The 18,690-nt window shown below is 71.9% G+C and carries 17 protein-coding genes; 9 read left to right on the top strand and 8 right to left on the bottom strand.

Annotated features, from left to right (window positions below; translation table 11 throughout):
• Nucleotides 1–204 precede the first annotated feature (204 nt).
• Nucleotides 205–912, top strand: a complete 708-nt coding sequence (locus tag EV371_RS01975) for a hypothetical protein (protein ID WP_486484442.1) — start codon at nt 205–207, stop codon at nt 910–912.
• Nucleotides 913–995: 83 nt separating this feature from the next.
• Here EV371_RS01975 and EV371_RS01970 read toward each other — a convergent pair whose 3' ends face one another.
• Together EV371_RS01970 and EV371_RS01965 are read right to left on the bottom strand one after the other, a co-directional pair.
• On the bottom strand, nt 996–2,297 hold the full coding sequence (locus tag EV371_RS01970; RefSeq protein ID WP_130460529.1) for an MFS transporter: 1,302 nt from the start codon (nt 2,295–2,297) through the stop codon (nt 996–998).
• Nucleotides 2,294–2,890, bottom strand: coding sequence for a helix-turn-helix domain-containing protein (locus EV371_RS01965; protein WP_130460528.1), 597 nt, complete (start codon nt 2,888–2,890; stop codon nt 2,294–2,296). The genes EV371_RS01970 and EV371_RS01965 overlap by 4 nt, the downstream gene beginning before the upstream one ends.
• A 191-nt stretch (nt 2,891–3,081) precedes the next feature.
• Between EV371_RS01965 and rapZ the strand changes: the two genes are divergently transcribed.
• The 8 genes from rapZ to EV371_RS01925 all read left to right on the top strand — a co-directional run bounded on the left by rapZ (nt 3,082) and on the right by EV371_RS01925 (nt 10,139).
• Complete coding sequence (gene rapZ / locus EV371_RS01960) at nt 3,082–4,083, top strand: RNase adapter RapZ (RefSeq protein ID WP_130460527.1); 1,002 nt, start codon at nt 3,082–3,084, stop codon at nt 4,081–4,083.
• Nucleotides 4,080–5,066 carry a uridine diphosphate-N-acetylglucosamine-binding protein YvcK gene (locus EV371_RS01955; RefSeq protein ID WP_130460526.1) on the top strand — a complete coding sequence of 329 codons (987 nt, stop codon included), beginning with the start codon at nt 4,080–4,082 and terminating at the stop codon, nt 5,064–5,066. Before rapZ ends, EV371_RS01955 begins: the two co-directional genes overlap by 4 nt.
• A 75-nt stretch (nt 5,067–5,141) precedes the next feature.
• On the top strand, nt 5,142–6,122 hold the full coding sequence (gene whiA, locus EV371_RS01950; protein ID WP_107263068.1) for a DNA-binding protein WhiA: 981 nt from the start codon (nt 5,142–5,144) through the stop codon (nt 6,120–6,122).
• Nucleotides 6,123–6,390: 268 nt separating this feature from the next.
• The gene (gap, locus tag EV371_RS01945; protein ID WP_130460525.1) at nt 6,391–7,395 is read left to right on the top strand and encodes a type I glyceraldehyde-3-phosphate dehydrogenase; all 1,005 of its coding nucleotides are present in this window, start codon (nt 6,391–6,393) and stop codon (nt 7,393–7,395) included.
• Nucleotides 7,392–8,591, top strand: a complete 1,200-nt coding sequence (locus EV371_RS01940) for a phosphoglycerate kinase (protein ID WP_130460524.1) — start codon at nt 7,392–7,394, stop codon at nt 8,589–8,591. The genes gap and EV371_RS01940 overlap by 4 nt, the downstream gene beginning before the upstream one ends.
• A gap of 32 nt (nt 8,592–8,623) precedes the next feature.
• Nucleotides 8,624–9,388, top strand: coding sequence for a triose-phosphate isomerase (gene tpiA / locus EV371_RS01935; RefSeq protein WP_130465587.1), 765 nt, complete (start codon nt 8,624–8,626; stop codon nt 9,386–9,388).
• Nucleotides 9,389–9,439: 51 nt separating this feature from the next.
• The gene (gene secG, locus EV371_RS01930; RefSeq protein WP_130460523.1) at nt 9,440–9,694 is read left to right on the top strand and encodes a preprotein translocase subunit SecG; all 255 of its coding nucleotides are present in this window, start codon (nt 9,440–9,442) and stop codon (nt 9,692–9,694) included.
• A gap of 100 nt (nt 9,695–9,794) precedes the next feature.
• Nucleotides 9,795–10,139, top strand: coding sequence for an RNA polymerase-binding protein RbpA (locus EV371_RS01925; protein ID WP_130460522.1), 345 nt, complete (start codon nt 9,795–9,797; stop codon nt 10,137–10,139).
• A 94-nt stretch (nt 10,140–10,233) separates the two neighbouring features.
• Here EV371_RS01925 and pgl read toward each other — a convergent pair whose 3' ends face one another.
• The 6 genes from pgl to tkt all read right to left on the bottom strand — a co-directional run bounded on the left by pgl (nt 10,234) and on the right by tkt (nt 18,652).
• Nucleotides 10,234–10,998 (bottom strand): 6-phosphogluconolactonase, encoded by a 765-nt coding sequence (pgl, locus tag EV371_RS01920; protein WP_130460521.1) that lies wholly within the window; start codon nt 10,996–10,998, stop codon nt 10,234–10,236.
• Nucleotides 10,995–11,978 (bottom strand): glucose-6-phosphate dehydrogenase assembly protein OpcA, encoded by a 984-nt coding sequence (locus tag EV371_RS01915; RefSeq protein WP_130460520.1) that lies wholly within the window; start codon nt 11,976–11,978, stop codon nt 10,995–10,997. Before EV371_RS01915 ends, pgl begins: the two co-directional genes overlap by 4 nt.
• Nucleotides 11,979–12,017: 39 nt before the next feature.
• Nucleotides 12,018–13,532, bottom strand: a complete 1,515-nt coding sequence (gene zwf / locus EV371_RS01910) for a glucose-6-phosphate dehydrogenase (protein WP_130460519.1) — start codon at nt 13,530–13,532, stop codon at nt 12,018–12,020.
• Between the two features lie 49 nt (nt 13,533–13,581).
• Nucleotides 13,582–15,255 (bottom strand): glucose-6-phosphate isomerase, encoded by a 1,674-nt coding sequence (locus EV371_RS01905; protein WP_130460518.1) that lies wholly within the window; start codon nt 15,253–15,255, stop codon nt 13,582–13,584.
• 64 nt (nt 15,256–15,319) lie between these two features.
• Nucleotides 15,320–16,498: a transaldolase gene (gene tal, locus EV371_RS01900; RefSeq protein WP_130460517.1), complete on the bottom strand. Its 1,179-nt coding sequence runs from the start codon at nt 16,496–16,498 to the stop codon at nt 15,320–15,322.
• 15 nt (nt 16,499–16,513) lie between these two features.
• Nucleotides 16,514–18,652: a transketolase gene (gene tkt, locus EV371_RS01895; protein ID WP_130460516.1), complete on the bottom strand. Its 2,139-nt coding sequence runs from the start codon at nt 18,650–18,652 to the stop codon at nt 16,514–16,516.
• Nucleotides 18,653–18,690 lie beyond the last annotated feature (38 nt).

Below are 18,690 nucleotides of genomic sequence, written 5' to 3'. Positions count from 1 at the left end.
TGCACTGGTGGTCAGGCGCCGGGGAATGATCCGGGGCGCCCGGTCGTTACATACTGTGTTCGCCCGAGTACCGGCACCCCCCGGGCAGGTGTTCGGGCGTTCCTCGCTTGTCCCTGGAGACCTGTGGCGTCTCGGGACAGGTTTCTCCAATGACACCCCATCCCCCCGGTGGGGTGTTCATCCCCGATTGGAAGGAAGACCATCATGAACACGACCATGTTCAGCCGATGGCTCCCGGCCATCGAGCAGACCTCCCTGATCCGTAGGACCGCCCTGGGTGTGGCTGGTCTGGCCTTCGTCGGCGGTACCGTCGCCGGCCCGGCCGTCGCCGCGCAGGCCGCTGCCGAGCATGTCGGCTCCCCGGTGTCGCAGTCGGTCCTGGCCGACAAGGACGACAAGGGTGGCAAGGACATCCTCAAGCACGACAAGCGGGACAAGGACCGCAAGAGTAAGGATCGTAAGCCGTCGCGGGACAAGCTGGTACCGCACGGTGTGCAGGGCAAGCAGTCGAGGATCCCGCTGTCGGGTGAGCAGTCCGACAACGTCAGGGCGATCGTGAAGGCCACCAAGAAGGCCGGCCTGGACGAACGGGCCGCGGTGATCGCGGTCGGTACCAGCCTGCAGGAGTCGAAGCTGGAGAACCTGGGTCACCTGGGTGCCCGTAACGACCACGACTCGCAGGGCCTGTTCCAGCAGCGCCCGTCCTCGGGCTGGGGCTCGGTGGAGCAGATCACCGATCCGGAGTACTCCACCACCGCGTTCCTCAAGGCACTGAAGCAGGTCGACGGCTGGCAGAACCTGCCGCTGACCGTGGCCGCGCAGAAGGTACAGGTCTCCGCGTACCCCGACGCGTACGCACAGTGGGAGGACCAGGCCGCCGACCTCGTCGCCGACGCCTGGACCAACAGCTGACACACCACCCAACACCAACCCGCTGGCCGGGTCCCCACCACCGGGGACCCGGCCAGCGGCGTCTCCGGGGCGGATCGCACCCGTCATCCCACGACAGCGTGGTCCGGCTCAGGCAGGTCGCGCAGCCTCGGAATGGCGGTGGGCAGCACCCAGAGCAGCCCGGCGACCGCCCCGACGGTGGCGATCCAGAGCGTCGGGCGTACCCCGAGGGCGGCACCCAGGCTGCCACCCAGCACGGCGCCGACCGGCCTGATGCCGAAGTTGACGGTCCGCTTCGCCCCGGTGACCCGGGCGAGCAGCCGTTCCGGGGTGACCGCGACCTGTAGTGACCCGACGGTGATGTCCAGCATCATCACGCCGAGTCCGGAGAGGAACTCCGCGACGACGAGCGCGCCCAGCACCGCCGGGGTCGGCCCGCCGGCCAGCGGCACCAGCACCAGCGGGGCCGGGAAGAGCGCGAAGCTGGCCAGCACGGTCCGGCCGATGCCGAACCGGCGCACGAGTCGACCGGTGAGCACCGCGCCGAGCAGCGCACCGACCGAACCGACCCCGATCACCAGCCCCAGCAGGCCGGGGGAGAGTCCCAGTTCGGTGCTGACGTAGAGCACGAACAGCGCGCTGAACATGTAGTTGAAGAGGTTCAGCGTGGTCGTGCCGAGCAGCAGCGAGCGGAGGATCGGGGAGCGGACGACGAACCGCAGCCCCTGCCCGATGCCAAGCCCGGTGCCGTCGTCGGCCGGGGCCGGCTCCGTGGGCCGGGTCGGCCCGATCCGGGCCAGGAAGAGCGCCGAGACCAGGTACGACACCGCGTCGGCGAGCAGCGCCACGGGAGCGGAGAGGGTCTGCACCAGAACTCCACCCGCGCTCGGCCCGGCGACGTACGACATCGCCCGGCTGCCGTTGGTCAGCGCGTTCGCGTCGACGTAGTCCCTGCGGGGCACCAGCGAGACGAAGAGGGCGCTGTGCGCGACCTCGAAGAGCACCGCCAGGGTGCCGGTCAGGAAGGCCACCGCGTAGAGCTGGTTGAGGGAGAGCGCCCCGAACAGGTACGCCACCGGCACGGCAGCGAGCAGCACCGCCCGGCCGAGGTCGGCGAGGACCATCACCCGGCGCTTGTGCGGGTAGCGGTCGATCCAGGCGCCGAGGAGCAGCGAGAAGAGCAGGTTCGGGATCAGCGCGGCGGCGGTCAGGTAGCCCATCTCGGCAGGTCCGGCGTCGGTGCCGAGCACCGCCAGCAGGGGCAGGGCGAGCGCGGAGATCTGGTCGCCGAAGAGTGACACGGTCTGGGCCGACCAGTACCGCCGGAACGGTGCCTGGCGGAGCAGGTGCGGCACCCGGTGCCGGCGGCGGTGCGCCGCCACCGGTGGGGTGAGGGTGCCGGTCATCGTCCCGGCTCGCCGGCCGGCTTCGGTGGCGGATCGCTGGGCACGACCAGTTGGATGAGGCCGATCGCCCGGGAGCCCTCGGGCCGGGTCGACGGGTCGGTCAGCCGTTCGTCGTACTCGGCGAGCAGGGCTTCGATCCGTCGGGTCAGTTCGGCCAGTTCCGCCGCGGTGACGTGCACGAGCGCGTCGCCGAAGCCGAGCACCGCACGCCAGTCCGCCGGTTCGTAGGCCCGTCGGGCCAGGTGCGCCCGGGCCCGGGCGACGTAGTGGTCCAGGATCATCGCGTTGAGGTGGTTGGCCGCTGCCCGGGTCTCCGGATCGTCGGAGAGGTCGTCCCAGGAGGTGCTGAGCGCGGTCGCCTGCCAGGGTCGCTCCCGGGCGTCTGCGCCCTCGGACCGTTCGGCGAGACCGTACTTGGCGAGCTGGCGCAGGTGGTAGGAGCAGTTCGGCACGCTCTCGTCGAGCCGGTCGGCGGCCTGGGTCGCGGTCAGTGGGCCCTCCCGGCGGAGCAGCCCGAGCAGGGCTATCCGGAGCGGGTGCGCGTACCCCCGCAGGGCTCGGGGGTCGGTGAGTTGGATCTCCGGCCTCGACATACCCTAAAGATATCTCTAGAAAGACTTCTCTAGCAAATGTCGGCGTTCACTCGCCCGGGCCCGGTGGCCGGGGAGATCCCGACGGCCGGGTAGATTACGTCTCCTACCTCGCCGGGTGGTCGACCCTCGCCGGACCCGCCCCCGGGCGGCGTACCGTCGATCCGGCAGGCGGGTATGGCTGGGGGTGGAACATGAGTGAGACTCGGCTGGTAGCCGACGAGTCGCCGACGGGCGCGGAAGACCAGAACAGGGAGTTCGGGGGAGAACCGGCATCGGACCTCGGGCGGCCGACGCGGGCCCGGTCCGCGGCGGAGGCGGCGGAACCGACCCGCTCGGACACCACCCTGGTGGTGGTTACCGGGGTCTCCGGCGGCGGCCGCAGCACCGTCGCCCGGGCACTGGAGAACGTCGGCTTCTACGTGGTGGATAACCTGCCCCAGGCGTTGATGATCGACATGGCCGAGTTGGCGTTCCGGGCCGGTGGTGCGGCCCGGAAGACCGCCATGGTGCTCGACGTACGCAGCCGGGCGTTCTCCACCGACCTCGCCGGGGCGATCCGGGCGCTCAAGGACCGCGGCTTCCAGCCCCGGGTGGTCTTCGTGGACGCCGACGACGAGGTGCTGATCCGGCGCTTCGAGAGCGTTCGGCGCTCGCACCCGCTCCAGGCCGACGGCCGGCTGGCCGACGGCATCGCGATAGAGCGTGGCCTGCTGGAGGAGGCTCGCGACCAGGCCGATGTGATCATCGACACCTCGCACCTGAACGTGAACCAGCTCCGCCGCCGGGTCGAGGAGCTGTTCGGCGGCGAGGACGCCCGCCGGCTCCGGGTGACCGTGCTCTCCTTCGGCTTCAAGTACGGCCTTCCCCCGGACGCCGACTTCGTGCTCGACGCCCGCTTCCTGCCCAACCCGTACTGGGTACCGGAGTTGCGCGAGCACACCGGCCGGGAGGAGGACGTCAGCCGGTACGTGCTCGGCCAGCGCGGCGCGGTGACCTTCGTCGAGACGTACGCCCGGTTGATCAACGCGACCGCGCCCGGCTTCGAGCGGGAGGGGAAGCGCTACCTGACCGTGGCGGTCGGCTGCACCGGCGGCAAGCACCGCAGCGTGGCGATCGCCGAGGAACTGGCCGCCCGGCTGCGCCAGGCCCGGATCTCGGCCACGGCGCACCACCGTGATCTGGGGCGCGAGTGAACCTTTCCCGACCTGATCGGCGACAGCGGGTGGTCGCCTTCGGCGGCGGCCACGGCCTGGCGGCGTCGCTGCGGGCGCTGCGCCGCTGCGCTCCCGAGTTGGACCTCGACATCACCGCGGTGGTGACCGTCGGCGACGACGGCGGTTCCAGCGGGCGACTGCGGCTCGAACGCGGCGCGCTGCCCCCCGGTGACCTGCGGCAGGCGCTGGTCGCGCTGGCCGCCGAGGAACCCGGCACCCGGCGCAGCGCCGCGCTGTTCCAGCACCGGTTCGTCGGCAGCGGCCCGCGTCCCGACCCGCTGGCCGGGCACGCCGTCGGCAACCTGGTGCTCTGTGGGCTGATGGAGCTGCTCGGCGACCCGGTGGCCGCCCTCGACCACGCCGCCGCCATGCTCGGCGCGATCGGTCGGGTGCTGCCGATGGCCTGCCAGCCGGTCGGCATCGAGGCCCGGGTCCGCGGCGCCGACCCGCGCCGGCCCAGCGCGGTGCAGACGGTACGCGGACAGCACGCGGTGGCGGTGACCGACGGCCGGGTCGAGTCGGTCCGGCTCACCCCGGAGGGGCCGATCGCCTGCCCGCAGGCGGTGGCGGCGGTTCGCGAGGCCGACTGGCTGATCTTCGGCCCGGGAAGCTGGTACACCAGCGTCATCCCGCACCTGCTGGTGCCGGAGCTGGCCGCGGCGATGGTGGCCAGCCCGGCCCGCCGGCTGGTGACGCTCAACCTCGCCAACGAGGCGGAGACGCTCGGCCTCTCCCTCGCCGACCACCTGGCGGCGCTCGGCTGGTACCTGCCCGGGCTCACCGTCGACGTGGTACTGGCGGACGGAAAGGCGGTGGGTGACCCCGAACCGGTACATCGTGCGGCAGAATCCCTGGGTGCGCGGCTCGTGCTCGCCCCGGTGGCCGTACCGGACGGCGGGCCCCAGCACGATCCGGCAGCGCTGGGCGCCGCGCTGGTGCCTCTCCTGGGCGCCGATCGTTAAGCACCTACGAATCAACAACCAAGCACCTACGAATCACCGGCACCCGCCGGGACCGGCCCACGAGGTGACGACAAGATGGCGATGACGGCTGCGGTCAAGGACGAGCTGAGCCGGGTGGACGTACCCAAGCCCTGCTGTCGGCGGGCGGAGATGGCCGCCCTGCTGCGCTTCGCGGGCGGACTGCACATCGTCTCCGGACGGGTGGTGGTCGAGGCGGAGCTCGACACCGGCGCGGTGGCCCGCCGGCTGCGTCGGGAGATCGCCGAGGTCTACGGATATCCGAGCGAGATCCACGTACTCGCCTCCGGTGGGCTGCGCAAGGGCAGCCACTACATCGTCCGGGTGGTCAAGGACGGCGAGGCGCTGGCCCGGCAGACCGGCCTGCTCGACGTACGCGGCCGGCCGGTACGCGGGCTGCCCCCGCACGTGGTGGCGGCGAACGTCTGCTGCGCGGTCTCGGCCTGGCGGGGTGCCTTCATGGCGCACGGCTCGCTGACCGAACCGGGCCGCTCCTGCGCGCTGGAGATCACCTGTCCCGGTCCGGAGACCGCGCTCGCCCTGGTCGGGGCGGCCCGGCGGATCGGCATCACCGCGAAGTACCGCGAGGTGCGCGGGGTGGACCGGGTGGTGGTCAAGGACGGCGACGCGATCGCCGCGCTGCTGACCAGGATCGGCGCGCACTCCAGCGTGCTCTCCTGGGAGGAGCGCCGGGTACGCCGCGAGGTGCGGGCCACCGCCAACCGGCTGGCCAACTTCGACGACGCCAACCTGCGCCGCTCGGCCCGGGCCGCGGTCGCCGCCGCCGCCCGGGTGACCCGGGCCCTGGAGATCCTCGCCGAGGACGCCCCGAACCACCTCACCTCGGCCGGCCGGTTGCGGCTGGAACACCGGCAGGCGTCCCTTGAGGAGTTGGGCGCCCTGGCCGACCCCCCACTGACCAAGGACGCGATCGCCGGGCGCATCCGCCGGCTGCTGGCCCTGGCCGACAAGCGCGCCCGTGACCTGGGAATCCCGGACACCGAGGCGGCGGTCACCCCGGACATGCTGGCGGTCTGACGCTCTCCGGCGCGGTACCGTACCGCCGTCGGTGGAGTCGATTGGCCGGATTGTGCCCCGACGCAACGCGCAGCGGCGCGCTCGGATAAGGTCGCAGCGTACGGCGACGGGGCCGGTACCGGCCTTCTCCGCCGTGCTGACCGCCCAGAGGTCGCGGTGAGACGGCCGGGGTGACATCCAGCGGCCGGCTCCAACGGTCGGCGCGCCCACCTTCGCCGCCGCGCGCTCTCACCGGCGGTGAACCGAAACACACGAGGAGATGGACCCAGTGACCATCCGGGTTGGCATCAACGGATTCGGCCGGATCGGCCGCAACTTCTTCCGCGCGGTGCTCGCGTCGGGCGCCGACGTCGAGGTGGTCGGCGCCAACGACCTGACCGACAACGCCACGCTGGCGCACCTGGTCAAGTACGACAGCATCCTCGGCCGGCTGCCGCAGGAGGTCAAGGCGAGCGCCGACGAGATCAGCGTCGGCGGGCACACCATGAAGGTCTTCGCCGAGAAGGACCCGGGCAAGCTGCCCTGGGGCGACCTCGGCGCCGACGTGGTGATCGAGTCGACCGGCTTCTTCACCGACGCCACCAAGGCGAAGGCGCACATCGACGGCGGCGCCAAGAAGGTGATCATCTCGGCGCCGGCCAAGAACGAGGACGTCACGGTCGTGATGGGGGTCAACCACCAGAAGTACGACCCGGCCAAGCACAACATCATCTCCAACGCCTCCTGCACCACCAACTGCCTCGCGCCGATGGCGAAGGTGCTGCAGGACACGGTGGGCATCGAGAAGGGGCTGATGACCACCATCCACGCGTACACCCAGGACCAGAACCTCCAGGACGGCCCGCACAAGGACCTCCGCCGGGCCCGGGCCGCCGCGCTGAACATCGTGCCGACCTCGACCGGTGCCGCCAAGGCGATCGGCCTGGTGCTGCCGGACCTCAAGGGCAGGCTGGACGGCTTCGCGCTGCGGGTGCCGATCCCGACCGGCTCGGCTACCGACCTGACGATCGAGGCCGGCCGGGACACCTCGGTCGAGGAGATCAACGCCGCGATGAAGGCCGCCGCCGAGGGTCAGCTGAAGGGCATCCTCACCTACACCGAGGACGAGATCGTCTCCGCCGACATCGTCACCGACCCGGCCTCGTGCATCTTCGACTCCGGGCTGACCAAGGTGATCGGCAACCAGGTCAAGGTCGTCGGCTGGTACGACAACGAGTGGGGCTACTCCAACCGCCTCGTCGACCTGGTCAAACTGGTGGGTACTGGGCTGTGAGCATCCGCAACCTCGACGATCTGCTCGCCGAGGGGGTCTCGGGTCGGCGCGTGCTGGTGCGCGCCGACCTGAACGTGCCCCTCGACAAGCAGACCGGGCAGATCACCGACGACGGCCGGATCCGGGCCGTGCTGCCGACGCTGACCGCGCTGCGGGACGCCGGGGCCGCCGTCGTCGTCTGTTCCCACCTGGGCCGCCCCAAGGGGGCGCCCGACCCGAAGTACAGCCTCGCCCCGGTCGCGGCCCGGCTCGGCGAGCTGCTCGGCACCGAGGTCGCGTTCGCCACCGACACGGTCGGCGAGTCGGCCCGCAAGGCGGTCGAGGGGCTCGGCGACGGCCAGGTCGCGCTGCTGGAGAACCTGCGCTTCAACGCCGGCGAGACCAGCAAGGACGCCGACGAGCGGGGCGCCTTCGCCGACCAGCTCGCCGCGTTCGCCTCGGCGTACGTCGACGACGCGTTCGGCGCCGTGCACCGCAGGCACGCCAGCGTCTACGACGTACCGGCCCGGCTGCCGCACTTCGCCGGCCGGCTGGTGCTGCGCGAGGTCGAGGTGCTGGCCCGGCTGCGGCACGAGCCGGACCGCCCCTACGTGGTGGTGCTCGGCGGCTCCAAGGTCTCCGACAAGCTCGCCGTGATCGAGGCGCTGCTGCCCACCGTCGACCGGCTGCTGATCGGCGGCGGCATGTGCTTCACCTTCCTGCGTGCCCAGGGGCACGAGGTGGGGAAGTCGCTGCTCGAGGAGGAGATGCTCGACACCTGCCGGGACCTGCTGGAGCGGGGCGCCGACCGGATCGTGCTCCCGGTCGACGTGGTGGCGGCGAGCGAGTTCAGCGCCGACGCCGACCACGACACCGTGCCGGTGAACGCGATCCCGGCCGACCGGCTCGGCCTGGACATCGGCCCCCGGACCGTCGCGGAGTTCGCCGACATCGCCGGTACGGCCCGGATGGTCTTCTGGAACGGCCCGATGGGCGTCTTCGAACTGGCCCCGTTCGCCGCCGGTACCCGTGGGGTCGCCGAGGCGATCATCTCGGTCAAGGGCTTCACGGTGGTCGGTGGCGGTGACTCCGCCGCGGCCGTCCGCGCGCTCGGTCTGGACGAGTCGTCGTTCGGGCACATCTCGACCGGCGGGGGAGCCTCGCTGGAGTACCTGGAGGGCAAGGCCCTCCCCGGCATCGTCGCTCTGGAGCAGTAGTGGCCACCCCCGCACCCACCCGCCGCCCCCTGATGGCCGGCAACTGGAAGATGAACCTCAACCACCGGGAAGCCAACCTGCTGATCCAGAAGCTCGCCGCGAGCCTCAACGAGAAGCAGCTGACCGACGTGGAGACGGTGGTGCTGCCGCCGTACACCGACCTGCGGACGGTGCAGACCCTGGTCGACGGCGACAAGCTGCTGATCGGGTACGGCGCGCAGGACATCTCGCCGCACAAGGGCGGGGCGTACACCGGGGAGATCTCGGGTGCGCTGCTGGCCGCGCTGGGCTGCACGTACGTGGTGGTCGGGCACTCGGAGCGGCGGACGTACCACCACGAGGACGACGCGCTGGTCAACGCCAAGGTGAAGGCCGCACTGGCCAGCGAGCTGACCCCGATCGTCTGCGTCGGTGAGGGCCTGGACATCCGCGAGCAGGACGGGCAGGTGGCGTACGTGCGCGGCCAGCTCGACGGTTCGCTGGCCGGGTTGACCGCCGAGCAGGTGAGCAAGCTGGTCGTCGCGTACGAGCCGGTCTGGGCGATCGGCACCGGCAAGACCGCCACTCCGGAGAACGCCCAGGAGGTGTGCGGCGCGATCCGGCAGCGGATCGCCGAGGTGCACGGTCAGCAGACCGCCGACCAGGTCCGGGTGCTCTACGGCGGGTCGGTGAAGGCGGCCAACATCGCCGCGATCATGGCGCAGCCGGACGTGGACGGCGCACTGGTCGGTGGGGCGAGCCTGGACGCCGAGGAGTTCGCACAGATCTGCCGGTTCCCGGAGCACATCGCGCGCTGACGGTCGCTATCCTTGACGAGCCCCGCGTAGCTGAGAGGACTGACCCCTACCATGCCGATCTGGTTCGCATACACGTTGGTCGTGTTGCTGGTGATCACGAGCGTGCTGCTCACCTTGCTGATCCTGCTGCACCGGGGCAAGGGTGGCGGGATGTCGAGCATGTTCGGCGGAGGGGTCAGCTCCAGCCTGGCCGGCTCCTCGGTGGCCGAGAAGAACCTCGACCGATACACCGTTCTGGTGGGCCTTGTCTGGTTCGCCTGCATCGTCGGACTGGGTCTCTGGCTGCGTCTCGCCGAGACGACCTGACGACCCGGGCGTACAAACTGCGCGCGGTCCGCTAACGTGGGCCGCGCGCAGTTTGTCATACCCCGCAGGGGACCCCCTCTGACGAACGGAGCGAGCAGTCGTGCCCAGTGGCAGTGCCATCCGTGGCAGCCGAGTCGGTGCCGGCCCAGCCCGGCCGACCGAGCGATGCGAACCGGCCCCCCGCCGTGCGGTCACCTACTGGTGCGGCAGCGGACACATCCTGGAGATCCTGTTGGCGGCCGAGGCCGAGACGCCGGAGACCTGGGACTGTCCGCACTGCGGGCAGCCGGCCGGACAGGACGTGCAGAATCCACCTGGGCGGCAGCGGGCGGAGCCGTACAAGTCGCACCTGGCGTACGTGAAGGAGCGGCGCAGCGAGGCGGACGCCGAGGCGCTCCTCGCCGAGGCGTTGGCGGCGCTGCGGGCCCGGCGCGGCGAAGCCTGACCGGACCCGGGGCTGCCTGGCCTGACCGGGCCCGCAGGGTCGCGAGCCGTCCGCTCGCTCGCGGTGGCTGCTGCGCTCGCGGTGGCTGCCGCGGTCAGCGAAGGCTGCGGAAGCTCGGTCTCACCTCGGCCGCCGCCGCCCGGTCCAGCAGCCAGCGGGTCCGCTGCACCCCGGCGACCCCGGCCGCCGGCACCTGCACCGGCCCGGCGCCGTGCAGCGCCATCCCGACCGCGCGGGCCTTGCCGCCGCCGCTGGCGATCAGCCACACGTCCTCGGCGGTGTTGATGGCGCTCCGGGTCAGCGTGATCCGCACCGGCGGCGGCTTCGGGCTGCCCCGTACCGCGCTCACCGGCCGGCTCTCGTAGCCGACCGGGTGCTCCGGGAAGATCGAGGCGACGTGGCCGTCCTCGCCCACCCCGAGCATCAGTACGTCGAAGTAGGGCAGGGCGGCCGTACCCGGGCCGGCGGCCGCAGCGAGCTCGGCCGCGTACCGGGCCGCCGCCGCCTCCGGATCGGCACCGTCCGGGCCGTCCGAGGCGGGCATCGGGTGCACCCGGGCCTGCGGCAGCGCGTCGAGCAGCGCCTCCCGGGCCTGGGTCTCGTTGCGCTCCGGGTGCCCGGCCGGCAGGAAGCGTTCGTCACCCCACCAGACGTCGACCCGGGACCAGTCGACCGCGTCCCTGGCCGGCAGGTCGCGTACCGCCCGGTGCACCGCCGCCGCGATCCGCCCGCCGGTCAGCACGACGCTCGCCTCGCCCCGTTCCGCCTGGGCGTCGATGATCCTGACCAGCAGCCGGGCCGCGACCGCCTGGGCGAGCAGTTCGGGGTCGGCGTGCACCACCACCGTGGTCTCGGTCATGCCACCCCCTGCGGCTGCTTCGTCGGGTCCTTCCAGACGTGCACCCGCTGGGCCGGCCGGCGATCCAGCCCGGCGATCCCGGCGGCGGCACCCAACGCCTCGGCGTAGATCTGGTCCGGGTCGAGCCGGCGCAGTTCCTCGGCGAGTTCGTCGCCGAGCGGGCGGCGTACCAGCGGCAGATGCCGGTCGGCCTGCCCGCTACGCCGGAACGTCGCCTGGTTGTCGTCCCGGGTCAGCACCAGTTCGTCACCGTTGGCGCAGCGCAGCTCCACCGAGCGCATCCGGGGGAACTCGCTGGTGTGCTCCCAGTGTGGGTGCAGCCCCAGCCGGGCCTTCAGCCAGCCGATCATCAGGGCCGCGGTCGGGTCGGTGTGCGGCGCGACCACGGTGGCCGAGGTGATCCGGTTGCCCTCGGTGGTGTCGAACGCCCCGGCGACCAGGGTGCGCCACGGGGTGATCCGGGTCCAGGCGAGGTCGGTGTCGCCGGGTGCGTAGTCCCGGGCTCGCTGGCGCAGCGCCTCCACCGGATCGGCCGCCTGCGCCGAGTCGGTGATCCGGCGGTCCGCCACCACACCGAGGAAGTCGTTGGCGATCTCGGCCGGCGGTTCGCCGTGCCACCAGGTCACTACCGGTACGTCCGGAACCAGCAGCGGCATCACCACCGACTCGGCGTGCAGGGCGAGCCGGCCGTACATCCGGGTCACCACCGCCTCGCCCGGGCCGAGCCGGCCACCGACCACGATCTCGGCGTCCAGCCGGTTGCGGTCGCGTTCGATGTCGGAGCGGACGACCACCACCATCCGGCACGGGTGCGCGGCCGAGGCGATCGTCACCGCCGCCTCGGCCTCCCGGACCCGCGGCTCGTCGACGACGACGATCAGGGTCAGCGCCATCCCGCTGGCCACGCCGCCCGCGCTGCGCCGTTCGGCGGCCAGGGCCTTCACCACCTCGTTACCGGTGGTGTCCCACAAGCCGATCAACGGTGCCTCCTGGTTGTTGTCGTTGCGATCCTCGGCGGGTCACGCTCGCCGCCACGCCCGGCCCTCCCGGGCCAGCAGCTCGTCCGCGGCGCGGGGACCCCACTCGCCGGCCCGGTACGGCTCCGGCTTGCCGCCCTCCCATGCCTCCTCCAGCGGGTCGATGACCTGCCAGCTCTGCTCGACCTCGGCGGCGTCCGGGAAGAGCGTCCGGTCACCGATCAGCACGTCGAGCACCAGCCGCTCGTACGCCTCGGGACTGGCCTCGGTGAACGCCTCGCCGTACTGGAAGTCCATCGCGATGTCCCGGACCTCCATGGTGGTACCGGGAACCTTGGAGCCGAACTTGAGCACCACGCCCTCGTCGGGCTGGACCCGGATCACGAGCTGGTTGTTGCCGAGCATCTCCATGTCGGCGGGGTTGAAGGGCAGGTGCGGCGCCTTCTTGAACATGATGGCGACCTCGGTCACCCGGCGCGGCAACCGCTTGCCGGCCCGGATGTAGAACGGCACCCCGGCCCAGCGCCGGTTCTGGATGCCGAGCCGGACCGCCACGTACGTCTCGGTGGTCGACTCCGGCGGCACACCCTCCTCGTCGAGGTAGCCGACCGCCCGCTTGCCGGCCACCCAGCCGGGCAGGTACTGCCCGCGTACCGTGCCGGTGTGCACGTCCTCGGGCAGGGTGATCGCGCGCAGCACCTTCAGCTTCTCGGCCCGGATCTCGCTGGCGTCGAAGCTGGTCGGCTCCTCCATCGCCACCAGGGCGAGCAGTTGCAGGAGGTGGTTCTGCAGCACGTCCCGGGCGGTGCCGGTGGCGTCGTAGAAGCCGGCCCGGGTGCCGATCCCGACATCCTCGGCCATGGTGATCTGCACCGAGTCGACGTACTTCGAGTTCCACAGCGGCTCGAAGAGGCTGTTGGCGAAGCGCAGCGCGAGGATGTTCTGGACGGTCTCCTTGCCCAGGTAGTGGTCGATCCGGAACACGTCGTCCCGGGTGAAGACGTCGTCGACGAGGTCGTTGAGCGCCTTCGCCGAGGGCAGGTCGTGCCCGAACGGCTTCTCCACCACCACCCGCCGCCAGCCGCCGCACTTCTCGTTGTCGGCCATGCCGGTCCGGGCGAGCTGCTTGAGCACGGTCGGGAAGGCGGCCGGCGGGATGGAGAAGTAGAAGGCGGCGTTGCCGGCGATGCCGTGGCTGTCCCGCAGCTCGTCCAGGCAGTTCGCCACCTTGTCGAAGGCGTCGTCGTCGTCGAACGCGCCGCCGACGAACTTCATGTTGCCGGCGAGCCGGCCCCAGACCTCCTCGCGCCAGGGTGTCCGGGAGTGCGCCTGTGCGGCCTCCCGGGCCATCGTCTCGAAGTCGCCGTCGCCCCAGTCTCGCCGGGCGAACCCGAGCACCACGAAGCCCGGCGGCAGCAGTCCCCGGTTGGCCAGGTCGTAGACCGCCGGTAGCAGCTTCTTGCGGGCCAGGTCCCCGGTGACGCCGAAGATCACCAGTGCGCACGGCTCCGGGATCCGTGGCAACCGCCGGTCCTGCGGGTCGCGCAGCGGATTCACGTATCCCCCTCCTCGCTCAGTCGGTCAGTGTCAGCATGCCCGGTCCTCGTCAACTCCGCAGGCCCCGTACCGCGTCGAGCAGGTGTGGGAGTCCGGCGCCCCGGTCGGTCAGGTGCAGCCGGAGCACCGGCCGGCCCCGCTGGGCGAGAGCCTCGCGGTCACCCGCGGCCTGCGCGGCCTGCAACTGCCCGAACGAGTACGGCTTGCCGGGCACCGCCAGGTCGTCGGCGACATCCCCGGTGATCTGGAGGTACGACCCGAGCTGCGGACCACCCTTGTGGTACTGCCCGGTCGAGTGCAGGAACCGGGGTCCCCAGCCGAAGGTGACCGGCCGACCGGAGGCGGCGGCGAGTCCGGGGCGGACCTGCGCGGTCTTGGCATCGGCGAACCGGTCCAGGTACGCCATCACGGCCAGGTAGCCGCCCTCGCCGAGCCCGTCCAGCAGCAGCCGCAGCGCCCCGGTCAGGTCGCCGGGGAGCGGGTCGGTCCCCTGCGGCTCGCCCGGGAACCAGTACCCCTCGATCCCGCCGTCGACGAAGGTCGGCGTCTCGATCGGCAGCCCGGTGTCGAGCAGCCGGTTGGTGTTCTCCTTGGACTCGGTCACGTTCGGCTGGTTGAACGGGTCGATCCCGAGTACCACCCCGGCGACGGCGGTGGCGTACTCCCAGGCCAGGAACTGTGCGCCCAGCGGGCCGTTCACCGCCAGGTCGGGCCGGAGCCCGCCGCCGGGCACCGCACCGGCGGCGAGTCCGCCGCCGTAGGTGACGGTGAGTACGTCCGGCCCGGTCGCACCGGGGCTGCTCGGGTCCTCGACCACCACCGGCAGGATCCCGACGCCGTTCTTACCGGTCGACTCGGCGATCAACTGCTCGGCCCAGTCCCCGAGGCCGTCGATGCCGGTGCCGTCCGAGACCAGCGCGACCTTGTCCCGGCCAGTGGTGGCGGCGGCACCGAGCGCGGCGCCGAGCGCCAGCCCGGGGTTGTCCCGCGGCCCGCCGAGTGACCCGGCCAGCTCTTCGGCCTGGTCCAGCAGCTCGGCCACCTCGACCCCGGCCAGCGCCGACGGGACCAGTCCGAACGCGGTCAGCGCAGAGTAGCGCCCGCCGACGTCCGGATCGGCGAGCACCACGAAGGCGCCCATCTCGGCGGCGGTGTCGGCCAGCGGCGAGCCGGGGTCGGTGACAATCACGAAGCGCCGGCCGGCCTCCGCCTCGGTCAGCCCGGCGTCGAGGAACGCCTGCCAGTACGCCCGGCGGTGGCTGTCGGTCTCCACGGTCGAGCCGGACTTGCTGGCCACCACGACGACGGTCCGGTCCAGCCGGTCGGCGATCGCCGCCCGCACCTGCCCGGGGTCGGTGGTGTCCAGCACGGTCAGCGACCTGCCGAGGGTACGGGTGATCACCTCGGGGGCCAGCGACGAGCCGCCCATCCCGGCCAGTACCACGTGGTCGAGGTCGGCCAGCTCGGACTTCAGCTCGGCGAGTTGGGGAAGCAGTTCCCGGCTGCGCCGGAAGGTGTCCACCCAGCCGAGCCGGATCGCCGCCTCGGCCCGCGCGTCCGGTCCCCACAGCGTGGGGTCCTTGCCGACCAACCGGGCCGGTACGTCCGCGGCGAGCAGGGCGGCCCGGGCCGAGGCCGGGGCGGCGGCGTCGACCGCCTCCGCACCGTAGACGGCGAGTCCGGCCGCCCCTTCGCACCCGCCGTCGAGCAGATCCTCACTCATGACAGCACTCCGCTTCGCTCCGTGCCGTCATGAGGCACATCGGCACCGTGCTGGCTTCGTCCGCTCACGCGTTGCCTCCTGCCCTGGCGGCCGCCTCGGCGTTCTCCCCGGCGGCGTGGTTCGGCTCCCCGGCGCCCTCCGCGGCGGCCTGCAGCGACTTGCGCATGCCGTCCAGCAGCTCCAGCCAGCTCGTCTCGAACTTCTCCACGCCCTCCCGCTCCAGGGTGGCGATCACGTCGTCGAAGTCGACGCCGGCCTCGGCCAGTCCGGTGAGGACCTCCCGGGCCTGCGAGTAGGCGCCGGTGACGGTGTCCGGGCGTACCTCGCCGTGCTCGGCGAAGGCGTCGATGACCGGCTCCGGCATGGTGTTGACGGTGCCGGGGGCGATCAGCTCCTCGACGTAGATCACATCGCGGTACTCCGGGTTCTTCGTGGAGGTGGAGGCCCAGAGCGGGCGCTGCGGGTGGGCGCCGGCGTCGGCCAGCGCCCGCCAGCGGTCCGAGGAGAAGACCTCGGAGTACCGCTCGTAGGCGAGCTGCGCGTTGGCGACCGCCGCCCTGCCCTTCAGCGCGGCCAGGTCCGGCCGGCCGAGCTTGTCGAGTCGCTTGTCCACCTCTGTGTCGACCCGGGAGACGAAGAACGAGGCCACCGAGGCGATCTTGCTCAGGTCGTGCCCGTTCGCCTTCGCCTGCTCCAGTCCGGCCAGGAACGCCTCCATCACCTGCGAGTAGCGCTCCAACCCGAAGATCAGCGTGACGTTCACGCTGATCCCGGCGGCCAGGGTCGCGGTGATGGCCGGCAGCCCGGCCTCGGTCGCCGGGATCTTGATGAACAGGTTCGGCCGGTCGATCAGCCACCACAGGGCCTTCGCCTCGGCCACCGTCGGCTCGGTCCGGTACGCCAGCCGCGGGTCCACCTCGATCGAGACCCGACCGTCCACCGCGGCGCTGCTGTCGTACGCCGGACGCATCACGTCACAGGCCCACCGCACGTCGTACGTGGTCAGCGCGCGAACCGCCTCCTCGACGCTGACCCCGCGCACCGCCAGGTCGCGCAGCTGCCAGTTGTACTCGTCCGCGTCACTGAGCGCCTTGGCGAAGATGGTCGGGTTGGTGGTCACCCCGACCAGATGCTTCTCCCGGCGCAGCTGGTCCAGGTTGCCAGAACTCAACCGAACCCTTGAAAGATCGTCGAGCCAGACCGCCACTCCCGCGGCGCTGAGCTCACCCAACCGGTCAGTCATGTCTGCAACGCTCCCTCAGTTGCCGGTGGTCTCACCGGTGATCTGGCCGACCCGGGTCAGCGACGCGTGTGCGGCCGCGACGATCCGGTCGGCGGTGAATCCGAACTGTTCGAAGAGCACGCTGTGCGGTGCGCTCGCGCCGTAGTGCTCCAGGCTGACCGCCTCGCCGGCGTCGCCGATCACGTCCCGCCAGGACATCGCGATGCCGGCCTCGACGCTGACCCGGGCCCGCACGTCGCGGGGGAGTACGGCGTCCTGGTAGGCCGAGTCCTGCTCCCGGAACCACTCCTGGCAGGGCATCGAGACCACCCGGGTCGGGGTGCCCTCGGCCTCCAGCCGTTCCCGGGCGGTCAGGCAGAGCTGCACCTCGGAGCCGGTGCCGATCAGGATCACCGCCGGCTGCGCGTTCGACGCCTCGGCCAGCACGTAGCCGCCCTTGACGGTCTGGTCGGCGCCGGCCAGCTCGGCGCGGTCCAGGGTCGGCAGCGGTTGCCGGCTCAGCGCCAGCGCGGACGGCCGGTCGGTGTTCTCCAGCGCCCGCCGCCAGGCCCAGGCGGTCTCGTTGGCGTCGGCCGGCCGGATCACGTCCAGGCCGGGGATGGCACGCAGCGCGGTCAGGTGCTCGACCGGCTGGTGGGTCGGGCCGTCCTCGCCGAGACCGATCGAGTCGTGCGTCCAGACGTAGACCACCGGCAGTTTCATCAGCGCGGCGAGCCGGACCGCCGGGCGCATGTAGTCGCTGAACACCAGGAAGGTGCCGCCGTACGGGCGGGTGCCTCCGTGCAGCGCGATGCCGTTCAGGATCGCGCCCATCGCGTGCTCACGGATGCCGAAGTGCAGCGTGCGGCCGTACTCGTTGCCGGGGAACGCCTTGGTGGCGTACTCGCTGGGAACGAAGGACGGCTCGCCCTCCATGGTGGTGTTGTTGCTCTCGGCCAGGTCGGCCGAGCCGCCCCAGAGCTCCGGCAGCACCGGGGCCAGGGCGTTCAGGACCTTGCCGGAGGCGGCCCGGGTGGCGATCCCCTTCGCGTCCGCCGGGAACTCCGGCAGCGCGTCGGTCCAGCCCGCCGGCAGCGTACGGGTGGCGAGCCGGTCGTGCAGCGCCTTGCGCTCCGGGTTGGCGTCCGCCCACGCCTGGTACGCGGTCTCCCACTCGGCGTGCGCGGTTCGTCCCCGCTCCAGCACCTGCCGGGCGTGCGCCAGTACCGCGTCGTCGACCTCGAAGTGCCGTCCCGGGTCGAAACCGAGCAGCTTCTTGGTCTCGGCCACCTCCTCGGCGCCGAGCGCCGAGCCGTGGATCTTGCCGGTGTTCTGCTTGGTCGGCGCCGGCCAGCCGATGATGGTGCGCAGCGCGATGAACGACGGCCGGCCGGTCTCGGCCCTGGCGGCCAGCAGCGCGGCGTGCAGCGCCTCGACGTCCTCGTGGTAGTGGCCCTGGTCCGCGTCGCCGCTGCGCCAGTCGACGGTCTGCACGTGCCAGCCGTACGCCTCGTAGCGGGCGGACACGTCCTCGCTCTTGGCGATCCGGGTGTCGTCCTCGATCGAGATCTCGTTGTCGTCGTAGATCAGGATCAGGTTGCCCAGCCGCTGGTGCCCGGCGAGCGCGCTGGCCTCGTGGCTGATCCCCTCCTCGATGTCGCCGTCCGAGGCGATGCACCAGATGTGGTGGTCGAAGGGGGAGGCGCCGGGCGCGGCGTCCGGGTCCAGCAGGCCACGCTCGCGCCGCGCGGCCATCGCCATCCCGACCGCGTTGCCGAGCCCCTGCCCGAGCGGGCCGGTGGTGGTCTCCACGCCCCGGGTGTGCCCGTGCTCGGGGTGGCCGGGGGTGAGTGAACCCCATTGCCGCAGCGCCTTGAGGTCGCCCAGGCCGAGGCCGTAGCCGCTCAGGTAGAGCTGGATGTAGAGGGTGAGGCTGCTGTGCCCCGCCGACAGTACGAACCGGTCCCGACCGGTCCAGTCGGGGTGCGTCGGGTCGTGCCGCATGACCCGGTTGAACAGCAGGTAGGCGGCGGGCGCAAGGCTCATCGCCGTACCCGGATGGCCGTTGCCGGATTTCTCCACGGCGTCCATGGCCAGCACGCGGACGGTGTCGACGGCACGCTGGTCGAGATCGGACCAGGTCAGCGAGGTTTGCTCGGGTCGATTGTCAGCCACGATCGTGTGTGCTCCTCGGCGTGATGGGCGGAACCCTC

The organism is Plantactinospora sp. CNZ321 (genome assembly GCF_004217235.1).
Note: the sequence above shows the minus strand (reverse complement) of the source record. Positions and strands in the feature narration are given on the sequence as shown.